The sequence below is a fragment of the Fuerstiella sp. genome (assembly GCA_022447225.1).
GTDB lineage: Bacteria > Planctomycetota > Planctomycetia > Planctomycetales > Planctomycetaceae > S139-18.
In genome coordinates, this window is sequence record JAKVAZ010000013.1 from 69560 (window position 1) to 94099 (window position 24540).

At 54.3% G+C, this 24540-nt stretch carries 18 protein-coding genes; 12 read left to right on the forward strand and 6 right to left on the reverse strand.

Annotation, left to right across the window (positions count from 1 at the left end):
* Positions 1 to 173 precede the first annotated feature (173 nt).
* Both MK110_15375 and MK110_15380 read left to right on the forward strand, forming a co-directional pair.
* Positions 174 to 560, forward strand: coding sequence for a hypothetical protein (locus tag MK110_15375; protein MCH2212683.1), 387 nt, complete (start codon positions 174 to 176; stop codon positions 558 to 560).
* A 374-nt stretch (positions 561 to 934) separates the two neighbouring features.
* Positions 935 to 3391, forward strand: a complete 2457-nt coding sequence (locus tag MK110_15380) for a hypothetical protein (protein MCH2212684.1) — start codon at positions 935 to 937, stop codon at positions 3389 to 3391.
* A gap of 8 nt (positions 3392 to 3399) precedes the next feature.
* Here MK110_15380 and MK110_15385 read toward each other — a convergent pair whose 3' ends face one another.
* Entirely contained in the window at positions 3400 to 3594 is a 195-nt protein-coding gene (locus tag MK110_15385) for a hypothetical protein (GenBank protein ID MCH2212685.1), read from the reverse strand.
* Between MK110_15385 and MK110_15390 the strand changes: the two genes are divergently transcribed.
* The 7 genes from MK110_15390 (at position 3593) to MK110_15420 (ending at position 12319) form a co-directional block, all read left to right on the forward strand.
* Positions 3593 to 4468: a sugar phosphate isomerase/epimerase gene (locus tag MK110_15390; GenBank protein ID MCH2212686.1), complete on the forward strand. Its 876-nt coding sequence runs from the start codon at positions 3593 to 3595 to the stop codon at positions 4466 to 4468. The two genes, MK110_15385 and MK110_15390, sit on opposite strands and share 2 nt — an antisense overlap.
* The gene (locus MK110_15395; protein MCH2212687.1) at positions 4465 to 7929 is read left to right on the forward strand and encodes a tetratricopeptide repeat protein; all 3465 of its coding nucleotides are present in this window, start codon (positions 4465 to 4467) and stop codon (positions 7927 to 7929) included. Before MK110_15390 ends, MK110_15395 begins: the two co-directional genes overlap by 4 nt.
* Before the next feature lie 15 nt (positions 7930 to 7944).
* Positions 7945 to 9093, forward strand: coding sequence for a tetratricopeptide repeat protein (locus tag MK110_15400; GenBank protein MCH2212688.1), 1149 nt, complete (start codon positions 7945 to 7947; stop codon positions 9091 to 9093).
* Between the two features lie 174 nt (positions 9094 to 9267).
* A complete protein-coding gene (locus MK110_15405) occupies positions 9268 to 10107 on the forward strand; it encodes a MotA/TolQ/ExbB proton channel family protein (protein ID MCH2212689.1) in 840 nt (279 codons plus the stop codon).
* A 197-nt stretch (positions 10108 to 10304) separates the two neighbouring features.
* A complete protein-coding gene (locus tag MK110_15410; protein ID MCH2212690.1) occupies positions 10305 to 10760 on the forward strand; it encodes a biopolymer transporter ExbD in 456 nt (151 codons plus the stop codon).
* 47 nt (positions 10761 to 10807) lie between these two features.
* Positions 10808 to 11350 (forward strand): biopolymer transporter ExbD, encoded by a 543-nt coding sequence (locus MK110_15415; GenBank protein MCH2212691.1) that lies wholly within the window; start codon positions 10808 to 10810, stop codon positions 11348 to 11350.
* A 180-nt stretch (positions 11351 to 11530) separates the two neighbouring features.
* Entirely contained in the window at positions 11531 to 12319 is a 789-nt protein-coding gene (locus MK110_15420) for a pseudouridine synthase (protein MCH2212692.1), read from the forward strand.
* Positions 12320 to 12370: 51 nt separating this feature from the next.
* Here MK110_15420 and MK110_15425 read toward each other — a convergent pair whose 3' ends face one another.
* Together MK110_15425 and MK110_15430 are read right to left on the reverse strand one after the other, a co-directional pair.
* On the reverse strand, positions 12371 to 13162 hold the full coding sequence (locus MK110_15425; protein MCH2212693.1) for an SDR family oxidoreductase: 792 nt from the start codon (positions 13160 to 13162) through the stop codon (positions 12371 to 12373).
* Positions 13163 to 13328: 166 nt separating this feature from the next.
* Positions 13329 to 14825, reverse strand: coding sequence for a CoA-acylating methylmalonate-semialdehyde dehydrogenase (locus MK110_15430; GenBank protein MCH2212694.1), 1497 nt, complete (start codon positions 14823 to 14825; stop codon positions 13329 to 13331).
* Between the two features lie 169 nt (positions 14826 to 14994).
* Between MK110_15430 and MK110_15435 the strand changes: the two genes are divergently transcribed.
* The 3 genes from MK110_15435 to MK110_15445 all read left to right on the forward strand — a co-directional run bounded on the left by MK110_15435 (position 14995) and on the right by MK110_15445 (position 20132).
* Entirely contained in the window at positions 14995 to 15144 is a 150-nt protein-coding gene (locus tag MK110_15435; protein ID MCH2212695.1) for a hypothetical protein, read from the forward strand.
* Between the two features lie 196 nt (positions 15145 to 15340).
* Entirely contained in the window at positions 15341 to 18688 is a 3348-nt protein-coding gene (locus tag MK110_15440; protein ID MCH2212696.1) for a PSD1 and planctomycete cytochrome C domain-containing protein, read from the forward strand.
* Positions 18678 to 20132: a DUF1501 domain-containing protein gene (locus tag MK110_15445; GenBank protein ID MCH2212697.1), complete on the forward strand. Its 1455-nt coding sequence runs from the start codon at positions 18678 to 18680 to the stop codon at positions 20130 to 20132. Before MK110_15440 ends, MK110_15445 begins: the two co-directional genes overlap by 11 nt.
* 80 nt (positions 20133 to 20212) lie before the next feature.
* Here the strand turns inward: MK110_15445 and MK110_15450 are convergent, their stop codons facing one another.
* The 3 genes from MK110_15450 to MK110_15460 all read right to left on the reverse strand — a co-directional run bounded on the left by MK110_15450 (position 20213) and on the right by MK110_15460 (position 24463).
* Positions 20213 to 20911, reverse strand: a complete 699-nt coding sequence (locus MK110_15450; protein MCH2212698.1) for an ABC transporter ATP-binding protein — start codon at positions 20909 to 20911, stop codon at positions 20213 to 20215.
* Between the two features lie 44 nt (positions 20912 to 20955).
* Positions 20956 to 22296 carry an ABC transporter permease gene (locus MK110_15455; protein MCH2212699.1) on the reverse strand — a complete coding sequence of 447 codons (1341 nt, stop codon included), beginning with the start codon at positions 22294 to 22296 and terminating at the stop codon, positions 20956 to 20958.
* 154 nt (positions 22297 to 22450) lie between these two features.
* On the reverse strand, positions 22451 to 24463 hold the full coding sequence (locus MK110_15460) for an HlyD family efflux transporter periplasmic adaptor subunit (GenBank protein MCH2212700.1): 2013 nt from the start codon (positions 24461 to 24463) through the stop codon (positions 22451 to 22453).
* Positions 24464 to 24540 lie beyond the last annotated feature (77 nt).

A 24540-nucleotide genomic window follows, 5' to 3' on the forward strand; every position in this document is an offset into this window, starting at 1 on the left:
AAAGCAGGATTGAGTTCTTGACGACAAACCATTTCGGGGAAAGAGTATCAGGGAAGTAACATCGCTGTATTGAACGGGTGAGTTCTGCAATATGAACACGGTCAGTTTCCCGGACTGACATCTTCTGAAAATGCGTTGTTAACCAGTTGTAGAAGCAAAAAAGGAGATAGATCATGAGAAATTTACTGGCGATTTGTCTGACTCTGGTGATGGGTCAGACGGCATTTGGACTGGATCACCATCTGGAGCCGGTTCCTGAACCTGCGGATGGTGATGTGGAACTGTTCCAGTGTGTGAAATACAAAGACCATGACGAAATAGCACCATGTGCCGTTCCGAAGATCATCCAGGTGCCGGACCCCTGTGCCTGCAAAGATGCCTGTGACTGTTGTCAGTGCTGTGAGCCGAAATGTGTTTCAATCCGAATCTGCGTTCCACCGTGCGGGTGTGAGCAGGTCAAAGTCAGCAAAAACGGCACCCGGATCAAGTATGACTACGGTGAATACGAAGTAGATGTTCGAGTGAAGGATGGCTACATCGAAGTCGACTATCAGGACTAGTACATTATCAATGTCTGGTTTTACGGTTCTGTCGTTGCTGCCGAAGTCCTGATATTTCGGAGTGGCAGACTGTTCGGAACCTTACGACCTCGTCACAGGCCGGTTGTCAGACCAGACAATGCACCGGCAGCGTTCTGGTCATAGTGGTTCAATACCGGTTTGCATGAACGGCCAACAGACAGGGAGAACGCTCACGCGTTCTCCCTTTTTTTGTGAATCGCAAGCATCTTCCGGATGCATACAATGTTCGGCCGTCTGTTGAATATCTGCAGATTAACCATATTTGCCCGCTGTTTCGCTGTTTCTGAACCTTGCACTGATGTGCAGCGCGCACCAGGATGCGGGAATCTATGCCAGCACTCAAAGGGTAAACTATGGACCTGCCCACATGTCCTTCCTGCGGTCAGTCCGTACTCGACGATGAGCCTGTTTCTTGTCCGTTTTGTGGTGCCGCCATGGACGGGTCTTCCGGTTCCACCGCTGTCCCCAAACCGGTTCCGTTAAGAAACGAAAACCGGCCTGCCGAAAATTCACAGCGACAGCCGGATCAAAGGCAGCAGGATGACGTGCAGGACGACGACCCGTTTGACATTGCTGAGCTCCCGCAGACACATCGAGCGGTTGCCTGCTCATCGAGGCGTACAAAGTCTCGGCCGGTACGTGTTATCTGTCCCATGTGCGATACGCCGGGATTTGTTCCGCGAACGGCCGCCGGTCGGCAGCTGAAATGTTCCAATCCTAAATGCCTGGTTCCGGTATTTACGGCTCCGGATCCGGGGAAAACAAAATCGAAAACCTTGCCGACGCGAATCAGTGATCAGGCTGCGCAGCAGGAACAGCAACTCACTCGTCCCGCCGACAACCGCAGTTCCGCGGTCTTATACGTCATTCTTGGCTGTGTCCTGCTGGTGTCCGGAATGGGACTCAAGTTCTATCTTGATCGTGAACCGGACATAGATCATCTGAGCAGGCCTATTGATCTCCCCGTTGCTCCCGTTACCGTTGTCGATGGTGATGATGTCACTGGTGTTGATGTTGATACTTCGCCTGATACCGATAACACACCTGACACTCAGGTAATGACACTGCGACTGGCTGGTCAAATGGTTCGGTCTGCGCAAATGAGTGTGAATCGAGACAAGGCGCTGTGTCGTCGCATGACCGCGGATGCATTTCTGAGACTTGGTGACGACGAACGTGCCCGCAAAGAATTCAGTCAGTTGCGGGTTGTGTCACGCCAGCGAAATCTTCGCAGGGAGTACTACAGAATCAAGCCGATGGTCAGGAGCTACTGGGCAGCCATCAGGCAAGACGATCGTAACGCAGCGGATGTGGTCTTCAGTAAGCTGGAACCAGATGCTGCAACGATTCCAAAAACCGGAATGCTGGCCGTAGAAGCTGCGATCCACTGGGGAGCCGTTCTGGTTCAGCGCGACCGGAACGAATCAGCACAGCAGCTTGTCGAACGGCTGAAAATTGATCACTCGATCCGTCGACGGGTCGATGAGCTCAATCGGTCTGTCTGGTCAGCGATGATGATATCCGGGGCAGAGGTCGGGCAGCTTTCAGATTCACCGGTTTGTACAATCATCTGGACAGATCCGATTGCAACAGCCATCGCACTGGAACTGACATTTCAGGGTCAGTGGACACCCGCACTTGCCTGGGCAACATCGTGGGATGACCGAAATATCCGAACCGATTTGCTTTCAGCAACGGCACGGCAGGCCATACGTACAAAGGCTCCGGCCGGCGTAATTGAGGCAGTCGCCGAAGCCTCGCAAGGCGATCAGGTGGGCCGGCACCGGGTTCAGGCAGTACTGGCACAGTTATCCGACGAACGTTTGATGGCGGCAGTTGCTGAAATCAAACCGTCCGGTAAAACTGAAGCAGGAGCACTACCGACGGTTGGTGAAATGCTGCGATTTCGAAAACCGAATGTCTCGACAGTTCGCAGCAATGCCCGTACGTTGATGGAACTGGCAAGAAGCGCCGTATTAAGAGGGCAGACTGAAATTGCGACTGAACTGATAGTCAGTTTGTCCGGCTGCCTGAATGCGGCTCTTCCTTCAACATGGGCCGTCAGAGAAGCTTCCGGAGAGCTGGATCGGTCTGCGGATCTGGTTCGCACTCGAATTCGAAGTTTTCTGGGGGCGTCTGAATCGGCAAACATTACTCCTCAATTCAACAATTATCGGAGTGGGCTTGACCGTCTTGCCGCAGCGGTTGAATCACGTCGTCTTTTTTTGGTTCAACTGTTATGTGGAATCGTGGAATTGGACGGTGGAACAAGCCTGAACCTGGCTCTGAAACAAAGCGAGTTGCTGAGAAATGAACTGACACTTGATTCTCTGTGTCATGCGATTGCCGCAGAAGCCGTGGGGGCCGGCGGCGATATGCCGGGGCTGACAGACATCACCTCCCCTCGCGTTGTCCGTGGTCAGCGCACTCATGCACTGGCTGAATATCCGCTGGCGTCCGCGTGGCTTGCCACCGAACAGTCCGCTCGGGAAGGGTATAACAAGACACTCTTCTCCCCCTTTGAGTCCACACGGAATCTTCCAGGACTGCGCGCGTGTTTGCAGCGCAGAATCACAGAATCGAGAGCAAACGAGGCGGATCTAAAAATTCTGACAGCTGCAGTTTCCATACAGAATGCGACCTGCCGCGAAAACTCTTTGTGGACTGCAGGCGTCTGGCTGGCCCGGGGCGGGTATGCTGCTGAGGTCGAGTCATGGACAAAGACTGCTCAACTGACGGCAACCGATCGGGCTTTTACTCTGTCAGGTATCATCGCAGGTCTGGAGATCTCAAAACCCGTGTCGGAATGAGGTCTCGTTCAGATCTGTGCCTGCACATCTGTCAGCGAAGTACAGACTCTGCGACTCCCTGCTGTTCGATTGCCATGACTCTGTTTTCCGTTGACAATACCGGAGAGTCGGTCATCAGCCTGCAATGCCGCGGAGTCGCGGGACAGGAGCATAAAACGCAGATGATAATCCGTTTGCGCAGTTTTTCCGGGTGAGCCCTTCATGAACAGATTCAGTCGACGTGAAACTCTGGCTGCCGCTGCCATGCTGTTGCCGGCCAGATGGTCAGTTGCAGCGGATGCCCGCCGTGTTGTTCCTCAAGCTGCCCTCCGACTGGGACTTGTGACTTACAACTGGGGGAAAGACTGGGACCTGTCAACAGTTGTCAGGAACTGCGAGAATACAGGTTTCCAGGGAGTCGAGCTGCGCAGCACCCATCGCCACGGAGTTGAGATCAGTCTAAGCAAACAGAATCGTGCCGATGTTCGTCGCCGGTTTGCTGATAGTCCGGTTGAACTGATGGGACTCGGCAGTGCTTGTGAATATCACGCGACTGACCCGTCGGAACTTAAGCGGAACATTGCTGAAACAGCTGAGTTTCTGAAGCTCAGCCACGACATCGGCAGTACGGGTATCAAGGTTCGTCCGAATCAGCTTCCCGCACAGGTGCCTGTTGAAAAAACGATCGAACAAATTGGTCTGTCGCTGAACAAAGTCGGCGAAATAGCGGAAGATCTGAATCAACAGGTACGAGTTGAAGTTCACGGTCGCGGTACCAGCCAGCTGCCGGTCATGAAGGCAATTATGGATATAGCCGATCACCCGTCTGTTGGCATTTGCTGGAACTGTAATCCGGCCGACATGAACGGCGACGGATTTCGGCACAATTTCAAACTCGTGCAGGACCGCTTAGCAACAGTTCATATTCACGACCTCAGAAGTGACCGGTATCCGTGGAAGGATCTGTTCACGCTGCTCAGACTGGTTGACGCTCCTTCGTTTACCGGCTGGACGCTGCTCGAAGATGGCAAGGTTCCGGACGACATCGTGCGGTCAATGCATCAAAATCGGAAGCTGTGGAAGCAGCTGATCAGATGATTCGATTCCACCTGTATCTTATCGTAGCGCTGTCGCTGGTTATGACCGGCACTACGACGCGTTCGTGTTCTGCTTCCGATGGTCGTGATGCGTTTCTTCTGGGGCTCAGGGCCCGTGGTTATTTCGATACGGCACTGCAGTACCTTGACAGGCTGGCTGCAGATCCGGACACATCCGATCGTCTTCGAACGTCATTTCGGCTGGAACGGGCCACGATTTGGCTGGACCGCAGTGCAGCTTCCCGCCGTGCTGATGAGCGAGATGAATTTTCCGGTCGGGCTCTGGCCGCATTTGAATCCTTTCTGGACGAGTTCCCTGGACATCCTCAGGCTGCCTGGACCTGCGAACAGATGGGGCGTCTGTTGATGGACCGAGCCCGTCAGAAACTCTGGACTCGCAATGCATCCGGTGATTCTGTTCAACGCACCGAACGGACGGACTCCGGCCGCCGGTTGCTGGTACGAGCAAAAAAGGCGTTTGTTCAGGCGCGCGATCTGTCCAAAACACAGCTGGAAATCCTGACGTTCGTGACTCTGGAAGAAGATGAAGCCGGCTATCAGTTGCGGCGACGAACTGAATTTCGTTACCAGCAGACATGGCTCAACTCTGTCGAGTGTTTGTACGAAGAGGCACTCACATATGATCCTGACAGTGAAAAGCGACTTGATCTGCTGAAACGTGCTGCGGCGGCCTGCGAAGAGATTCGCACGTTCAGCCGGGAAGGGCTTGGGCAGTCGGCGAAGCTCATGATGGGCAGGTGTCGGTTGCAGATGGGTGATATCAATCAGGCACTGGGTTATTTTGACGAATTGCGAAATCAACCGTCGCAGCAGACGTATATGCTGGCGCTCAGCCGTGCGGCTCAGTACAACCGCCTGATCTGTCTGAATCATGAGTCCAGACGGGAATACCAAAACGTGATCACGGAAGCCACGCGATGGCTTAAACAGAATCAGTCGGCCTGCAATACAGAGGCGGGACTGGGCATTCTGTATGAAAAGACAATAGCGTCAGAAGCCCTGGCCCGTAACGAGGAACTTAGCGAAGAGCAGCGCCAACTGCGATTCAGAAAAACTCTGGCGGATCTGGATTTAGTAAGTGCCGTGCTGAGTCCGGTTCAGGAGCCGGCTCGTGCAGCAGCAAGACGGCTCCGCGACGAACTTGGACAGGATCGCCGTGAACCGAAAAACTTTGAAACGGCCTTCGACCGAGGTCGGGAAATCATTGGACAACTGCAGGGAGTCCGCAGTGCCTTACAACTGGTAGAAACTGATCCGCAGCAAACGCAGGCAGCTCAACAGCTTGAACTGCTTGAAGCTGAAGCCGGAAGAATGTTTCAACTCGCCCTTCAGTTCCGGGAACCTGACTCCGACCGCTCGGCTGTGGCGCAGGCCCGATATCTGCTGAGTTACATATTTCTCCGGCAAAGAAAGAACTACGACGCATTTGTGCTGGCGCGTCATGTCATGCGCCGCCATACTAAGGATGCCGATGAGACGGCCGCCAATGCCAGCGAAATGGCAATCTCTGCAGCGGTACAAATTTGGGAATCAGCTCCCAAAGATGATCGTATGTTCGAGCTGAAACTGGTTCATGAAATCTGTGAAGAGGTCCTCCGCAGATTTCCGGGGTCACGACATGCGACAGATGCCCGGATGCGACTGGGACGCGTTTATTTAGAACTCGAACAGCCGCAGCAGGCGGCAGAAGTCTTTCAGCAGGTGTCCCCCGACGATACCGGGTATGCGGCCGCCTGCATCGAAGCAGGTCAGGCGTGGTGGCTGGCGTGGGCCCGGGCCGGCAGCAGTCCAAAAGGACACAGCCAGACGCTAATTGATGCAGCGACGCTGTCCTTGTGGAAAAAAAGAGCCGTCAGTCGGCTGACCGAAGGCGTTCAGTTGAGTCGCGACGCCCTGACCGGCAGCAGCCTCAGCGATGACATCGTACGTGCTGAGGTGTCTCTGAGCAGTCTGATGAACGAGGACGGAAGATTCACCGAAACGGTTCGACGGCTGACTCAGGGAGATCCTGCGGTTCTGAGGGCGATAGAGTCGGGTGAGGAACGCCCGGAGCGCGGGGTCAACAGTCGGGCGTTTGCCGGACTTTTTTACCGGACGCTGTTACGTGCCTACGTGGGAACTCAGCAAATCGATGACGCCGTCCTGGTCATGCGGAAACTGCAGACACTTGACTCCGCCAACACCACAGCCGTTTTTGTTCAGCTCGGACGTGAATTGCAAAAAGAACTGAAGAGACTCCAGGATGCAGGAAAGAACGACCAACACGATCAGTTGCGTGCCTCGTTTCAGGAGTTTCTTGGCCAGGTCTATGAATCTCGCGATTCAACAGAATTTGGAGCTTTGCTGTGGATTGGTGATACGTACGCTGACCTGGCCCTGGAAAGCCAAGATACTGAACAATCTGTAGAATCGTTTGCCAGAGCTGTTGAGACATATCAGCAACTGCTTCAGTCTCCGATTGACGAACCGACTGCTGCGGCCGTCTCGCTGAGACTCATTCGTATCTACCGCCGGCAACAGAGCTATCAGCGCGCAGTTGAGCTTGGTACCAAGGTGCTTACCGGGAATCCGGCTTCCGTGTCTGTCCAGCTGGAAATTGCTCATGTGCTGGCGGACTGGGGAGAGCACGGAGAACCGGAACGGCTGCTGGAATCGATTGTGGGATCCCCGGTCCCCCCGAAAGACAAAATTATCTGGGGCTGGGTAACACTCGCACGAAGACTGCAGAAATCACGACATCAGGAGAACTGGACTGATTTGAAACCGTTGTTTCTGGAAGCTCGTTACGAGCTTTCACACAGTCGCCTGAGATATGTCCGAACGAATCCGGACCTCGGTCAACAGCAACTTGAGGCGGCGGCCCGGGAGTTAACATCCATGGCTGAGTCCATGAATGACTTCGACCAGGAATGGCGGGACCGTTTTCAGGGACTGTACGAGGAAATCCGGAAAGCGATGGGACGACCAGGGCTGGCCCTGTTCCGTTCCTACGACGTGGCAGGTCCGACAGAGAATGACGCCCGGACCGCCATCCATGATTCAACGGTCACCGGCAACACGGATGCTGTGCCGGTATTGGCGAATGACGGAAACCCGCCCAATGAAGACCAATTGTCCGATTCGCTCTACCTGATTCTGGGAATCAGTCTGATGGCCGTCGTGGTGGCAGCCGGCAGTTTCATAATCATGCGACAACCGAAAAAGAAAATTCGGACCCGATACGGCAACCCGCCGAATCCGGACCTGCTCACGACGAAAAATCGGAACATTGCAAAACGAGCGTCATCACCGCGTACAAATGCTGCCGGTCAGCGCAAGGCACCATCTCAGCCATCCGGACCGCAGAGTGCTGAGAAGCGTCAATTAACGACAGGCGAAACAGCTGCCGAGTCCCGCAGATCGCGTGTCCGGAAACGTTCTCCCCCACCAGAGAATCAGTAGTCGACTGTTTGTTACATGAGACGTGAACACCAGAGCTCAGTTGTTGCTGTCACCCGAACGCTGCAGCGTTCGGGTGGTACCTTCGTCCCGTTTTGTGAGTATGCCATGACTTTGTTCTGTTCGCACGCGTTGATCCTGCGATCACTGATGATTTGCATTTTAATCACAACAACATCGACGTTTGCTGCCGACCAGGTGACTCGTATCAGCGATGGCGAGACGATTCGGGGCGAATTCAAAACGCTTTCGAAAACCCAGATCGTTATTACACGATCGAACGACCAGTCCGAAACGATATCACCGGCCAATATTTACGACATTCGATTTCATCGTGAACCTCCTCCTCTGCAAACAGCACGAAGCAGCGAACGAAATGGAAGCTACAAAGCAGCCATCGGGCAATTACAGGAAGTCAAAGCAGAGTATGCCGGCAGCGACAGACGGGTTCCGATCGAAATTGATTTTTTGACTGCCCGCTGTCACGCGCGTCGTGCGTTATCGAATCCCGAGGAAACTGCTGTGGCGCTTGAGTCGCTTCAGTTATTTGCTCAACAGCATGCCGAAAATTATCGAACGCTGGAGGCCAGGTTACTGCAGGCACAGTTGCTGATTGAATTCGATCGGGTTCAGGGCAGGAAACTACTGAAACAACTGCGCAACTGCCGTGTTGAAGGTTTTGAGGTCCAGGCAGGTTTGATCCTCGGACATGCATTGCTTGAGGAAGACCAAGTGGATCAGGCTATGCAAATCTTTTATGTGGTGACCGGGAAGAGTGCGGAAAACCCGACACTGCAGATTTTACATTACGACAGCCGGATCGGGCGTGCGGAGTGTTTTCAGAGACAGAACAGATGGCCACAGGCACTGGAGACGCTCAAGGCAGTCATTGCCGAAGTTCCCGAGGACGAGGAGCCGATTCTGGCGAAAGCCTGGAACGATATGGGTGACTGTTATCGACTCAGCAATCAGCCGCAGGGTGCCCTTATGGCGTACCTGCACGTCGATATTTTGTACTCCAATGTGCCTGTTGAACATGCAGAAGCCCTGCATCGGCTTGGGGCACTGTGGGAAGATACCGGCCACCCGGACCGGAGTCATGATGCCCGATCGCGGTTGCAGGCTCAGTACCCGCAGAGTCCGTGGGTCCGGCAAGTCAGCAATTAGTGCTGATTTCCTGTTTTATCGCCTTGCCCGAACGGCCCTTGTTTACGGGTGACGGATAATCGATCGTGTACTAGAGTGCGGGACAACCTCACTCAGCCCGATCACCTGTATCATTGAACAGTGACTGGTCTGTGATGAGGTTCACCTGATTGCAGCCAGTGGAGTAACAAGAGAATGTTGAGTCTGACTTTGTCTGAAAACTCCCGCCCGAGGCGATTTGCCTGGAAATTCCTGTCAGTCCCGCTTGTTGTTCTGCTGTTTGTGACGGCACTGCCTGACTTGAACTCCGTGGTCTTTGCTCAGGCGCCTGCTGATCAGAACGACGCTGCTCCTGTGCAGGAGACCGATGACCAGCCGGCGACCAGCCGCAATTTTCTGACATGGATGATCGAGGCGCTGGGTCTGTTCTGGATGTTTGTATTTTCCGGGCTGTCATTTGTGATGGTGGCTTTGATCATGATGAATCTGATGCAGGTTCGTCGTGAGGTCCTGTTGCCGAATGAATTCGTTGAAGACTTCGAAGGTAAACTGAATGCCAAAGATTTTCAGGGAGCCTACGATCATGCTCGTAACGATGACTCGTTTGTCGCGCGCGTCCTGGCGGCCGGAATGGGTCGTCTGAGCCGAGGATACCCGGAAGCGATGGAAGGAATGCAGGAAGCCGGCGAAGATGAGAACATGGCCCTCGAACATCGCCTGAGTTACCTGGCACTGATTGGAACCGTGGCACCCATGTTGGGCCTGATGGGTACGGTTCAGGGAATGATTGCCAGCTTCGACAAAATTGCCACCAGTCCGTCAACTCCGAAGCCTGCGGATCTGGCTCAGGGAATTTCTACGGCCCTGTTTACTACATTGATTGGTCTTGGGATTGCTGTGCCGGCAATGATTTTTTACAGCATTCTTCGCAATCGGATCCAGCGACTCGTGCTGGAAATTGGCATGGTCAGTGAGGGATTGATGAGTCGTTTTTCTCTGGTCGGCAAGCAAAAGGGAACGACGATAGATTCCTAAAGAAAAATTATTAATGCGATGTCGCATCTGTTACTTAACGACGGCGAGGTACCTGATTTCCTTTTTGACGGCTGTCAAAAAGGAAACAAAAATAGATTCGCAGTTGTAACAGACGACGTTGGGAACGTTCCGATACCTGATCTGCGGTCGTACTCATGAAAATCCGATCCTTCGGATCTAACGTACCTGAAATTAACATGACGCCGATGATCGACATCGTGTTTCAGCTGATTGCGTTTTTTATGGTGATTACGAATTTTGAACAGAATCAGGCAGATGAACGAGTGCGATTGCCAAAGGATCAGCTGGCCCGTCCTCCGGAAGTAAAGCGAGAAAATTCTTTTACACTGAACCTGGGATTTCTTCGGGACAGTGAAACCGGCCGGATCACAGACCCGGATCCTTATTTGTTCTTTGGAGCGGATCAGGTGAAGGTCGGGGACTGTGCGGTTCGACTGAGGCAGGAGGCTCAGTTTTACGAAGCACTCGATGTGGATCTGGCCGAAGTCACTGTGGAAATCCGCTCTGACGGAGATGTTTCAACGGGACTGGTGCAGGAATTGATCCAAAAATGTCAGGAAGCCCGAGCCTCACAGCAGAGCACCGAAGGATTTCAGCGGTTTGCTCTGAGAGCAACCCGGAAAACAGATTGATGTATCAGCCTGCGTTCGGTCGCCTTTGATCGACCCGGACCCATCGTATGAAAATCCGTAACCGAAATCCGACTGCCGACAAGATTGAGTCGCAGATGACGCCAATGATTGACGTCGTCTTTCTACTCTTGATTTTCTTCATGTTCACGCTGAAGATTATTGAGCCGGAAGGTGACTTCAACATCAACATGCCGCTGAGCCGACCGGCAGAGGCAGCTGTTACGGATGCTGAACTGCCGCCGTTGAAAGTGCGACTGGAAGCGGATCCCGGGACTGGTGACCTGCGGAGCCTGCGATTTGGGGATCGAGATCTGGGTGGAGGTCCTGACGCGTTTCGTACGCTGAATGAAGAAATCAACAGGATCGTTCTGGCTTTGCAGAATGTGGGGCCGGCCGATGCTGAGGACGGTGCTGAAACGCAGGAAGTGGAACTCGATCCCGATTTTAATCTGGACTACCGGTACGTTATCAGCGCGATCAGTGCCTGTTCCGGAAGAGTAACAGCTGAAGGTACGACCGTGCCGCTGCTAAGCAGAATTAAGTTCGCTCAGGTTCGCCAGGAAGAACCGTTGCCTGTCACGGAGCAGTGAGAGCGAATGCTTCCGGATACAGTCCTGGCTGTCTGCAGAGAGTTCAACCGGCAACGTCGAGTCTGAAGTCAGGGATCAAACTGCAGGTCGTTACGAGTTTGCACAGTTCAGGCAGTAGCTGTTGTCGCCTATCAACAGTCCGGGACAACGACCTCGTCCGGCGGGCCAGGGATTGATTTTTTGAATGACAGATTGCCAATTCTGTATTGTGATGATCAGTACGTTGCGATTGCCAAACCCGCAGGCATGTTTGTGCACCGTACGAATATGGACCGACGTGTTCGTGATGTGGTTGTACAGACAGTGCGCGATCAGTTGCATCGTCCTGTGTTTCCGGTCCACCGAGTTGACCGTCCAGCATCCGGTATTGTGTTAATGGGACTCAGTTCTCAGGCGGCGTCGGCAGCATCGGAATTGTTCCGTGACCGAAAAGTGGACAAAGCCTATCTGGCACTCGTCAGGGGCTATCCCCCGTATGACGGCCACATTGATCGGCCCCTGACCAAACCGGAAGCAGCGTGTGGTGAACCCCTGGAGGCGATAACTGAATTTACGACAGAGCGACGGTTCGAAGTCCCGCTCAGGTCGGACCGGTTTCCCACAACACGCTGCAGTCTTGTTCGGGTGTTACCCAGAACCGGTCGGTTCCATCAGATTCGCCGACACCTGAACGGGATCAATCACCCGGTGATTGGTGACACGTCCCACGGTGACAGCCGGCAGAATCGTTTTTTTCGGAGATATGCGAACGCCGTTCGGCTGATGCTGCATGCCGCTGAACTCAGATTTCACCATCCGGTAACCAAAGAATGTGTCGAGATCCGATGTCCGATGCCGGACGATATGCTGGGGCCATTGACACGACTGACTGACCACAGCCTGCCGGAGACCGTTCAGCACTGTGAGCCTCCCGGTCATTTGAAACCTCAGGCGGGCATACAGTTTTCAGTACGGCCGGATGGTCTTTAAGCGATTCCGTGAATCGGAAAACCAGATGGCATACAGCGGGTCATGATCACGCTATGAGTGCATCACAAAGCCGCCATCGACGTTGATCGTCTGACCGGTAACCTGAGCAGCCCGTCCGGAAGACAGAAACAGGATCATGTCAGCGATGTCCTCCGGGCGCTGCCATGTTTCCAGAGGAATCAGCTTTCGAACCTTTTCATCACCCCATTCCTCATAGGTCAACTTACTGTCAGCGGGTTCACGTTCGTTCCATGACTGCCAAACGAGACGGTTGAGCGGCGTTTTTACCATCCCTGGACAAACGGTGTTCACTCGAATGCCGTTAACCGCCAGGTCTTTGGCCATGATCTGAGCGAGATTAATATTCGCAGCTTTCGAGGCACTGTAAGGCGGATCAGTCTGTGAACCAATCTGGCCGGCGACTGACGCCACGAAAACCATTGTTCCGCCACCGTGCCGTATCATGTGTGGACCGACCGTATGAGCAACATTCACCATTCCGGTGACATTCACGTCCAGAATCCGTGCCCAGTCATGTGGATTCAGATTGGTGTAGGGGAATCCGTATTTACCGGAACCGATGGCGGCGGCGTGTACAAGGTGGTCGATCGAACCAACGGCCAGCTCCGTTTCGCTGGTCACACGTTCCACGGCTGCCAAATCAGAAATATCGACCTGAAACTCAATACAACGACCATCGCCACTGTGCTGACTGTTGGCTGCTGCGATGTCCCAGATGACCACGCGCGCGCCTTCTTCCAGAAATGCATCCACGCTGGCTTTGCCAATGCCGCTGGAACCACCAATGACCAGTGCTACCGACTCTTCCAGATGAAGTAACACGGCTGAATCCTGCTGTTTGAAATGGAAGGGCTCTGTCCGGGACGGACCCGGAAAAATCAAGTGGGATCTGCAGAACCGGAATCCTCCGGTCTGTGTGGATAGTTCTCAACACCAAACCGCAGCAAAGCCCCGGGTTGACCCAGGCCACAGACAAGCTGGGCCGCAGCTACTGAGATTTCCAGACCGGATCCTGATGTGATTCATCAACGGAACGGAACCAGCGGGTTAATGTTGTTTTCTGCCGGGTGTAAAACTGTACGCCTTCAGCTCCCTGGATGTGCAGATCACCAAAGAACGACTGATTCCAGCCGGTGAACGGAAACCATGCCATCGGGGCCGGCACGCTGACGTTGATGCCGATCATACCGGCATTGAAGTGCTGCTTGAATTCCCGGGCCGCATATCCGTCCTGGGTGAAAATTGAGGCACCATTTCCGAACGGGCACTGTCGTCCGATCGCCAAAGCGGCCTCCAGATTCTCGGCACGCACAACGGACAGGACGGGGCCAAAAATTTCTTCACGAGCCAGCCGCATTTCCGGCTGTACACGATCCACTACGCTCGGGCCGATCAGGAACCCCTGCGAATCCGAATGGCGACGGCCGTCCAGAGTCACGTCTGCTCCTTCTGCCTCTGCAATATCCAGATAACCGGCAACGCGTTCCTGGTGTTCGCGGCGAATCAGTGGTCCCATGTCCACCTGTTCATTCCCGTCTGTGGGGCCAACGCGCAGAGTGTCGGCGTGATCGCAAAGCTGACTGACCAGTGAATCAGCAACGGAACCAACAGCAACCGCAATGCTGCCTGCCATACAGCGTTGCCCGGCACAACCATAGGCACTGGCTGCGACAGCTTTGACGGACTGATCCAGGTCGGCGTCCGGCATAATGATCAGATGGTTCTTCGCACCGCCGGCAGCCTGTACCCGTTTGCCGCTGCGAGTTCCTGTTTCATAGATGGAACGAGCAATTGATGTTGATCCCACAAAGGAAACGGCTGCCACGTCCGGGTGTTTCAGCAATTGATCAACGCAGTTTTTGTCTCCGTGAACGATACTGAACACACCGGCGGGCAGCCCGGCTTCCATCAGCAGTTCACCAATCCGTACGGCGGACAGCGGAACTTTTTCAGACGGCTTCAGTACAAAGGCGTTGCCACAGGTGATGGCAACCGGAATCATCCACATCGGCACCATGAACGGGAAATTGTAGGGCGTTATTCCGACACAGACTCCAACCGGATGACGAACGGTTTCTGCATCTACAGTCCCTGCAATATTTGCGAGCGTATCACCCATCAGCATGTTGGGGATCCCGCAGGCGAATTCCACCATTTCCAGCCCACGCTGAATTTCAGCCCGGGATTCTGCCAGAGTCTTGCCGTGCTCGCGTGTGACGACCGTTGCCAGTTCATCAAAGTCACGTTCGATAAGCTGCCGGAGTCGAAACATGACACGGGCACGTTCGACGGGTGATGTAGCGGCCCAGGCGGTCTGAGCACCGCTGGCGGCTGCGACGACTTTGTCAGTTTCTGCTGCGTCACACAGAGGAACCTGGGCAATCACGTCACCGGTAGAAGGATTGAACACATCCGCTGTCTTCGCGGACGTGATCGTGTGAAATGTTCCGGCTGTCAGGCACGGTACGTGAGATGTAGAGGTCATCGTCTGTCTTTGCCGGTGGAGGCGTAACTGGATTTGAATGAATCGAAATTGTCACGAGTCGACGAATGGATATCTGTCGTTCCTGGCACCGTGTCAGTATTGCAGAAAGGTGCCGGAACAGGTACCGGTCCCGTGCGGAATACTGTCGGTTGGGTCCACCGGAGAACTCATGACCCTGAGTTTCTGGTTGCAGTCGCGGAATGTCAGTGATCCTCGGCAACTGTATCTGACTGTACAGTTGCCGGATCAGCAGGCCGGGGGCAGCCATCGTTCAGATGGTCGTCCGGCAGAGCTGTTGCCCAAGTTCGCAGCCGGTTGATCCTGTTTGACACTGCCTGTCGTTCTGGCTAGTTTGGCGTCTGACCTGTCAGCGGACCAAGAGGTTTCTGACCGTTTCCAAAATGCGTTCCTCTTTGATTCTGCGCGTAGCGCCGCATTGTTCCTGAGCCGGCCGTTGAGGCGTTAGCGCTGGATACGATAACTCGCCCACATATCCATCCGGCCTGAGGAAAAACATGAGTCAGCATCGGCTCATTGTCACGACTGCTTCCTGGGCAGCGGTGTCCTGTCTCCTTAGTGTTTATGCAAACGCCGGTCGTCCCCAGACCCCGCAGGGCCTTGAGCTGTTTGAAAAACGCATCCGGCCGGTACTCATTCGACACTGTTACGAATGCCACTCATCTGCTGCGAAGGAACTCAAAGGCGGATTGCAGCTTGACAGCCGTGAAGGTATCCGACGGGGAGGCGAGAACGGACCTGCGGTTGTTCCCGACAACCCTTCTGAGTCACTGCTGATCCAGGCGCTGCAGTACGAGTCTCTGGAAATGCCTCCGGATTCCAGGTTGCCGGACAGTATCATTTCCGACTTCGTGAAATGGATTCAGATGGGTGCACCTGATCCTCGCGATCACCCTCCAGGGCCCGATGAGGTTGCCGATCTGTCCTGGAAACTGAGTTTGGAGAGCCGTCGTGACTGGTGGAGTCTGGAGGATGTTATGGAACCAGCGGTGCCGGAATCCGCTGATCATTCCTGGTCGGATCATCCCATCGACCGGTTCATTCAGGTGCGATGCCGGGATGCAGAGCTCAAGCCGGCCCCTGATGCCGAACCGCATGTGCTGCTGAGACGTCTGAGTCTGATTCTCACCGGTCTGCCACCCATGCCGACCGAAGTCGCTGAGTTTGAATCGCTTATGGCCGTGGATCCCGGGACCGGTTATGAAATCCTTGTAGAGCGTTTACTTGAATCTACTCATTTTGGCGAACGCTGGGCCCGGCACTGGATGGACGTCGTCCGGTTTGCTGAAACCCATGGGTATGAATGGAACCACGAAATCCGTGATGCGTGGCAGTACCGTGACTATCTGATTCGAGCCTTCAACGACGATGTTCCTTTTAATCAGTTCGTCCGTGAACACATCGCCGGTGATCTGCTTGACTCACCACGGATCAATTCTGAACTGAACATTAACGAGTCTGTAATTGGAACAGCGTTCTGGCGTTTCGGGGAACTCGGCCACGATAACTGTGTCACATTCCCGGAGATTCGGTTTGACGCACTTGACAACCAGATTGATACGTTCACCAAGGCTTTCCAGGCAACCACGGTTTCCTGCGCCCGGTGCCATGATCACAAATTTGATGCTGTCTCAACGCGTGACTATTACGCACTGGCTGGCATTTTGGAAAGCTCTCGTCAGGTTGTACAGACAATCGACACACCGGAGCGCATCCGAAACCAGGTGCAGCAGCTCAGATCTCTGAAAAAGCAGATCCGTGAGCAGCTGGCCGGTCAGTGGATTCAGTCACTCGGCGATGTCGATGGTTTAATACTCGACGTGTTACGACCTGACCGGGAGACGGAGGTTCGTCAACCTGCAGCGGCACTGGCGCAGCAGTTGGCCGCTGATGAGATTGCCGTGGAGGATCCGTCATCGATCCTGAAGCAGGTGGCCGGGACCAACACTGAACAGGCACTGCGTGTCGCCTGGCGGGAAGCAGGAATCTCCTGTCAAAAAATTCAGTCGGAACGGGCAGATTTCAACGCTCGGAACTTCAGGCGGTGGTGGTCATTTGATGAAGAGCACCCGGTCGGATGGTCTGCTGCCGGACTTGGACCGCAGAACCAGCTCTCGCGTTCCGGGGAGTTCGTGGTGGCCCTGACGGATGACTCGGTGGTGTCGGCTGTTCTGCCAGCCGGCATTTATACGCACTTGCTTTCCAGTCGGCTCAATGGAACGGTTCAGTCTTCCTGTATGCCAGGAGATTACAGGAATGTAAGTGTCCGTTTTCTGGGTGGCGGGCTGAGCATGATCCGTCCGGTTGTCGACAGCTGTGCCCTCAACGAATACGTCGGTGGAGGTGTGAAATATCTCAGTGATGACCAGTTCCGGTGGCAGACATACCCGACGCGTGTTGATGAGTCACATCGGGCGTTTGTTGAATTGACCACCAAATCTGACAACGTTCGCTGGCCCGACCGACCGGGGATGGCGGGAAAGGACGAAGCTCTTCTTGCTTCTCCTCGTTCGTGGTTCGGAGTTGTGGACGCTGTTGTGCACGACTGCAGCGGTCCACCTCAGACAGAACTCGGGCATCTGCTTCCACTGTTTGAGGCATCGGAGCCCAGGGATCCGGCTGAGGTGGCGGGTATCTTTCGCGACATCTGTACTGATGCTGTTGCCAGCTGGAAAGCCGGGACCACCACGGACGAGGACGTTCGGTGGATTAACTGGATGCTGTCGGTCGATCTGCTTCCGAATTCACTGCAGTGGAATGAAAAGCTGGATCGACTGGTTCAGGAGTATCGTGACGTTGAGTCACAAATGCCGCTGCCACGGGTGGTTGCCGGGATGGCCGATCACGGAACCGGGTTTGAGTCTCCGCTACTCGTTCGCGGGAACCCCGTTACGCCCGGGGCGCCTGAACCGCGGCGTTATCTTGAAGTTGTTTCCGGAACCAGACGCCCGTTTGAGTCGATTGGCAGCGGGCGACGGGAACTGGCAGAATTGATTGCCGGTGCAAAGAATCCTCTGACTGCTCGGGTGATGGTGAATCGTGTCTGGCACTATCTGTTCGGTGCAGGCCTGGTGCGTACCCCGGATGACTTTGGTCATCTGGGAGAACGTCCTTCACATCCGGAACTTTTGGACTACCTTGCCTCCGAATTTGTCAGCAACGGCTGGTCGGTGAAACGACTGATTAGGCAGGTTGTGACAAGCCGAACATTTCGTCAGTCCAGTGTGTCGACTTCGGAATCCATGCAGGTTGACCCGGAGAATCGGCTCCTGCATCACTTTCCTGTAAGACGACTCGAAGCAGAAGCCATTCGCGATACAATTCTGGCCGTCACGGGGGGACTGAACCGGACGCAGTTTGGTCCGGGTATTCACCCGCATCGACCGGAGCCAAAGGAGCATCGGAAGCTTTACTCAGGTCCACTGGACGGGGACGGGCGTCGAAGTGTTTATCTAAAAATCACTCGTATGGAGGGACCACGATTTCTGGAGCTGTTCGATATGCCTGATCAGACAGCCACACGTGGCCGTCGTGATCAAACCAATGTTCCGGCTCAGGCGCTGGCGCTGCTAAATGATCCGTTTATTATCGGGCAATCAGTCAGGTGGGGGAAGGTTCTGGCCACCAGGGATGATGCTTCCATTGTGGATCGAATCAACCATCTTTTTCTGCAGGCGCTGTCCCGTTCTGCCGATTTTCGGGAACAGCGTCGAATGCTCAGTTTTGTGAATCAGCTGGCAGACCTGCACGGGGTGCCGCCGGAAAATATTCTGTCCAGCCCGGTGATCTGGCAGGATGTGGCGCATGCAATACTGAACATGAAAGAACTGGTCTATGTCCGATAGTCTCACAAGATACCACGCGCGGGGACCTTTCACCGGTCACTTGGGCCTGTGTTCCCGGCGAGACATGCTTCGCAACGCTTCCAACGGATTTGGTCTGACGGCTCTGTCGTCGCTGCTGGCAGATCGTGCTTATGCGGGACTTTCTGACGGAGCTGTCCAGCACCATCCTGCCGCTGCGAAAAGTGTGATTTTCTGTTTCATGGCCGGAGGTGTTTCCCATGTTGATTCATTCGACCCAAAATCGGCTCTCGAAAAATATGATGGTCGGTCGGTTGGTGATCTGAGTCACGAAAAAAAATCGCAAAACAACGGCAGCCGTACTTGGCTGAAGAGTCCGTGGAAGTTTCGGCCCCACGGTGAGTCGGGTATTCCTGTCAGCGAACTGTTTCCACACACAGGCGGTTGCATCGATGATATTGCGGTTGTGCGTTCGATGGTTGCAGAACTGCCGCTGCACGCAGCCGGCAATCTGTTCATGCACACCGGGCGACTGCGGGCCGGTTCCCCGAGTATTGGATCATGGATTGCCTACGGGCTTGGCAGCGAAAACCGTAACCTGCCGGGATATGTGCTGCTGGAGAATGGCAAAGTACCGCCCGGTGGACGCGAAAATTATGCCAACGGCTATCTCCCGGCAGACTTCCAGGCAACGCCGATTCGGGCACAGGGAGTTCCGGTGGAAAACATCGTTCCGGCTGGAGCATCACGAGACGTGCAGCGGGCTAAACTTGATTTTTTGGGTCGTCAGGACCGTGACTTCAGTACCGCACTGGGCAGAAGTGACGACAGTATCGAATCAGCGATTCGCAACTACGAAATGGCCTATCTGATGCAGTCATCTGTTCCCGATCTGCTGGATCTGTCAGAAGAAACACTCAGCACCCGGCAAATGTACGGTGTCGAATCTGATGACGAACAATTGCGGCTGTACGGCACCCAGTGCCTGAGAGCGAGGCGACTGGTGGAGCAGGGCGTTCGATTCGTTGAAATTACCGCAAACCCCCTGGAGATGTCTGTTGGGTCGTGGGACCAGCACGAAGATCTGAAGGCTAACCATGAGCGCAATGCGTTGGTCGTTGACCAGCCGATTGCCGCTATGATCACTGATCTTAAATGTCGTGGCCTGCTGCAGGACACGCTGATCCTGTTTGCCGGAGAGATGGGCCGCACACCCCATACCGAGAATGGAGACGGTCGCGATCATCATGTCGGAGGGTTTTCTGTCTGGCTGGCCGGTGGCGGTATCAAAGGTGGCACTGTGCACGGCGTCACAGACGAACTTGGTATGCATTCCGTCGAAGGCATTGTGTCTGTGTTTGATCTGCACGCCACGATCCTGCACCTGCTTGGTCTGGATCATGAACGGTTGACGTACCGTTACGGAGGTCGCGACATGAGCCTCACGGACGTTCACGGCAGGGTCATTCACGAGATCATAGCGTAGCCGTTTTGTGCGGCGCCGCTGTTCGAACTGTTTCTGAAGTCACAGATCGAACCCTGCAGACAGCTGTTTCTGCACAACGCTTATCCCGGAAAAATTCCGTCGCCGGCAATTATGCCGTCTTTCATGTAGATCTGTCGTTTGGCTTCACGTGCGATTTCCGGTTCATGTGTCACCATGATGATGGTGCGCCCTTCGGCGTTCAGTCGATGCAGTATCTGAATAATCTCGGCGGATGTTGAGGAATCCAGGTTTCCGGTTGGCTCGTCGGCCAGAATGATCGCCGGACCGTTGACCAGTGCCCGGGCGATCGCCACTCGCTGCTGTTGTCCGCCGGACAGCTGGCTGGGACGATGATCAAGCCGGTCGCTGAGTCCAACCTGATGCGCCAGTTCCGTGCACCAGTCGATATCTTTCCGAGTCATTCGTGGTCTGCCGGGACGATAGCTCAGCGGCATCTGGATGTTTTCCAGAACAGTAAACTGTGAAATGAGATTATAAGACTGGAAGATAAAACCGATAAGCCTGTTGCGAATAGCCGACAGTTCGTGATCCGTAAGTGTTGAGACATCATTTCCTGCGATGACGTAGCGGCCGGAGGTCGGGCGATCGAGGCCGCCAAGAATATTCAACAGAGTGCTTTTGCCGCTGCCGGACGAACCCATGATGGCCACAAAGTCGCCGCCAGGAAATTCAGCGGTGACTCCCCGCAGTGCTTTCACGACCTGACTGCCGAGGTCGTAGTACTTGTGCAGGTTGTCAATCTGTCCGGCGAGTTCCATGAATGTAGGACCTTGCATACAGAGAACGGTGTTTGAAAGACGCGTTATTCGTGCCGGAGCGCTTCAATGGGATCCATGAGTGCTGCACGTCGCGCCGGATACAGACCAAACAAAACGCCGACTCCAACAGAAATAAAAAATGCGGCCATGATTGACCACGGTGCAATGATGGGTTGCAGCTGCTGAATGGTGGGTGGAAGAGATCGCCAGACCTCCGGACGCCAGTTCTCTATTGCCCACAGAACAGCAAAGGTTGCCGGCCCGCACAAAAAACCACAAACGACACCGACAATTCCGCCTAGACCGGACAGGACCATCGTTTCCGCGAGGAACTGTTCAATGATGTCGGTCTGACTGGCCCCCATGGCACGCCTCACGCCAATTTCTCTGGTACGTTCCGTTACTGTCGCCAGCATGATATTCATGATTCCGATCCCGCCGACCAGCAGAGAAATTCCGGCGATGACGACCAGCAGGACGTTGAACATCTTTCTGAGCATTTCGGCCTGCTTCAGAAGCTCTTTGGGAACCGTGATCGAGAAGTCACTCTTGCTGCCGTGATATTTATCAAGCAGAACCTCAATAATGTCGGATGCATCGTCGACATCGGACAGGTCACCAACGGTTGCAGTAATCTGGCTGAGTTCAACCAGTTCGCCCTCCATGCTGCCTGTTCTGGATGTTACGATCTGGTCACCGATTCGGGAACGAAACGTTGACAGGGGAATATAAACGTCCTGGTTGTAATCACGGCCTTCAAGGCTGCTGCCAATGGAAGCAGACGGCATGCGACTCTTTGTCTGTCCGACGACAAGGTAAACGTCCACTCGATTGTTGGCTGTGATTTCGATCGTTTTACCAACGGGGTTTTCATAGCCAAACAGCAAATCCGCGGTTTCGGCAGCAATGACGGCTATGTTCTGACGTTCTTCGACGTCGTGGTCTGTCAGAATCCGACCTCGTACACTGCTCAGAGAATTGATGTCGAACCACGCGGCCGTGCATCCAATCAGGTGGACGTCAGCATCACGGGTTCCGGCCCGGACATTGCTGATGATTTCCCGCATCGGGACCGCGCGTTTGATCGTTGGAACTCCGTCCATGATTCGATCGTAGTCGTTTCTGGTCAGTCCGTACTCCACAATGATACTACGACCTGAGGATGAACTCGCCGACGGCTTGACACTCTTAAGGATAATGTTTGTTGCGCCAAGTTCCTTGATCTGCTGCTGAGCCTGATAGCTCACACCCTCTCCCAGTGCGACCAGCCAGATGACGGCCGTGACTCCGATCAGGATTCCCAGCACCGCCAGACCGGCGCGCAGTTTATGCAGCAGAAGGCTCTTGAAACTGTAAAGCAGTGTGTGGACAAGTCGTTGGAACACAGAATACGACCTTGTTGCGACGATAATTTTTCCGATGGTATCTCGACGGTCCGAAAAACAAACCGTCCGTGTTGTGGACAGGTAAGATTCTTCGTGTTTCGGCCTGGCCCCGACTTACTGTCGGCGGCTTTCCCTCAATTTCGACCTGCAAATCTCAGCGTCCACGTTGCTGTCGCAATTCTTCAATTTCCTTGTTTGTGATTCCACCGTCGCCATCGGTGTCCATGCGGTCAAAGAAAGACCGCATACGCTCCGGAGCTTCTTCTTTGGAGACTTGACCATCGCCATTGCTGTCGTACTGCATCAGATCGAAGCCTCCTCCCGCATTACCGGGGCGACCGCGATCCGATGTCCCGTCCCTATCAGCGGGTTGTGTACCGGGAGGTCGTCCTGCACCACCACCGGCAAATCGTCGTCGACTTTCAAGCATCGTGTCGGTTTCTGTTTCATTCAGCGCACCGTCTCCGTCTGAGTCCACGTGACTGAACCAGAATTGCGCAGACCGCTGAGACTGTTCATCCAGTTCCGACTGCGCAACCTTGCCATCACCATCTTTGTCATACTGAGCGATGTACTCCCGTCCCGTTTCCGGCAGCGTGCTCTGTCCGCCGGAAGTGGAACGTGACGTACTGTTTTCAGTCCGGGTGGCTGCCGGACCTTCCGAACCGGACCGTGGTTCGCCGGTTTCGTCCGGTGTGTTTTCACTGCCGAACTGTGATCGGTCTCGTTCGGAATCCCCCTGAGGCGCCTCTCTGACAGCTTCGTCGATGACGGTTCTTGGATTCCGCAGTACTTGATCGCCTTCGTCCACACCCTCGAGCACTTCGACGATCTTGTCGTTGGTGCGGCCGAGCTCCAGTTCCTGTTTGTGAATTCCATCGTCTTTGTTGACCCAGCAGAAGTACGACTCTCGCTGTTCCACAACCGACGACACAGGCACTGTCAGCACATCCTTCAGATTGGCAACGAGAATCTCCACATGGGCCGTCATACCAGGACGCAGAGTCATCGACTCTCCTTCAATTGCCACAATTGTTGCATATTCTTTGACATTCGCTGAAAAGAAACTGGTGGGTTCCGGCTGGCTGGCTACGGAAACCACGTGTCCCCTGTATTCGACATCCTGGATCACGATTCGAGCCGGCATTCCGGATTGCAGCTGATCAATTTTTGATTCATGGACAGTCACCCGCACCTGCATCCGTGACAGGTCGGGCAGTCGGATGATTGTCTGTCGTTCGCGAATGGTGGCCCCTTCCTCAATCTGGACGTCCTGGTTGCCACGAAAGCGACTGCGACCGGTATTATTGGCGTACACAACCATTCCATTTTGCGGCGCCTGAATCACACAGTTTTCAAACTGCTTTCTGAGTCGTTCCAGGCGGGCTTTTTCCAGGTCGAATGCTGCCTGATTTGCCCGAGCCTGTGCCGCAGCCGCTTCTCGTTTTGCTTCCAGGTCTTTAAGGGTTTTTTCCTTTGTGAACTCGACGAGCACTTTTCTCCGGGTTTCTGCTGCTTCCAGATCAAGCGTTGTTCGTTCGACAGCAAACTGATCGGCCTCACGCTGCAGCGAAGTTGCGAACCCCTTACGCACCATTTTCTTTGTGAACACCAGGAGACTCTCGGCGGACCGCAGATTTTCCTGTGCAATCCGAATATCCGCTTCAGCCTGCTTCAACTCCTCAACAAAAGTTCCTTCCCGGTATTCGTTGACGGCGAGGATGGCAGCCTCATGATCTTCGGCAGTCTGTATTTTTGTGGCATTCGCATTTTCAAAAGTGATCTTTTGTGAGTTCAGCTGGTCCTCGATGTTTGACGTATCAAGCCGAACGATTTCATCGCCGGCTTTGACCGTCGTGCCATCTTCAATGATCCACAGAATCGTACTGCCGCCACTGATCGAACATTTTACGTCAATGTTGTCCGCACTTTCGACGTTTCCGTCTTCGTTGACTGTTACGAGAATGTCATCTCTGGCGACGGTATACAGCAGAATTCCATTTTCTCCGTCGTTCGCGATACTCCCGCCAAGGGTGGCCCAGACGAAGGCTCCCCCGCCGATCAGGCCAAACAGCAGCAGTAATCCGATTGCTGTGGTACCACTGCTCCCTCGACGGTGTGATGCCTGTAAGGCACGTTTTTGCACCTGTGGTTCGAAAGTTTTCATAACAGTGGTTCCCATGCCGGCGATGCGGAAGGATTGCGCAGCTCAGAGACGTCTGCGCGTACAGAGACTTCCGTATT

Excerpts from the sequence above, each read along its gene's own strand:
- MK110_15375 (MCH2212683.1), top strand. The coding sequence starts at position 174 with ATGAGAAATTTACTGGCGATTTGTCTGACTCTGGTGATGGGTCAGACG.
- MK110_15380 (MCH2212684.1), top strand. The coding sequence starts at position 935 with ATGGACCTGCCCACATGTCCTTCCTGCGGTCAGTCCGTACTCGACGAT.
- MK110_15390 (MCH2212686.1), top strand. The coding sequence starts at position 3,593 with ATGAACAGATTCAGTCGACGTGAAACTCTGGCTGCCGCTGCCATGCTG.
- MK110_15385 (MCH2212685.1), bottom strand. The coding sequence starts at position 3,594 with ATGAAGGGCTCACCCGGAAAAACTGCGCAAACGGATTATCATCTGCGT.
- MK110_15395 (MCH2212687.1), top strand. The coding sequence starts at position 4,465 with ATGATTCGATTCCACCTGTATCTTATCGTAGCGCTGTCGCTGGTTATG.
- MK110_15400 (MCH2212688.1), top strand. The coding sequence starts at position 7,945 with ATGAGACGTGAACACCAGAGCTCAGTTGTTGCTGTCACCCGAACGCTG.
- MK110_15405 (MCH2212689.1), top strand. The coding sequence starts at position 9,268 with ATGTTGAGTCTGACTTTGTCTGAAAACTCCCGCCCGAGGCGATTTGCC.
- MK110_15410 (MCH2212690.1), top strand. The coding sequence starts at position 10,305 with ATGACGCCGATGATCGACATCGTGTTTCAGCTGATTGCGTTTTTTATG.
- MK110_15415 (MCH2212691.1), top strand. The coding sequence starts at position 10,808 with ATGAAAATCCGTAACCGAAATCCGACTGCCGACAAGATTGAGTCGCAG.
- MK110_15430 (MCH2212694.1), bottom strand. The coding sequence starts at position 14,825 with ATGACCTCTACATCTCACGTACCGTGCCTGACAGCCGGAACATTTCAC.
- MK110_15435 (MCH2212695.1), top strand. The coding sequence starts at position 14,995 with ATGACCCTGAGTTTCTGGTTGCAGTCGCGGAATGTCAGTGATCCTCGG.
- MK110_15440 (MCH2212696.1), top strand. The coding sequence starts at position 15,341 with ATGAGTCAGCATCGGCTCATTGTCACGACTGCTTCCTGGGCAGCGGTG.
- MK110_15445 (MCH2212697.1), top strand. The coding sequence starts at position 18,678 with ATGTCCGATAGTCTCACAAGATACCACGCGCGGGGACCTTTCACCGGT.
- MK110_15450 (MCH2212698.1), bottom strand. The coding sequence starts at position 20,911 with ATGGAACTCGCCGGACAGATTGACAACCTGCACAAGTACTACGACCTC.
- MK110_15460 (MCH2212700.1), bottom strand. The coding sequence starts at position 24,463 with ATGAAAACTTTCGAACCACAGGTGCAAAAACGTGCCTTACAGGCATCA.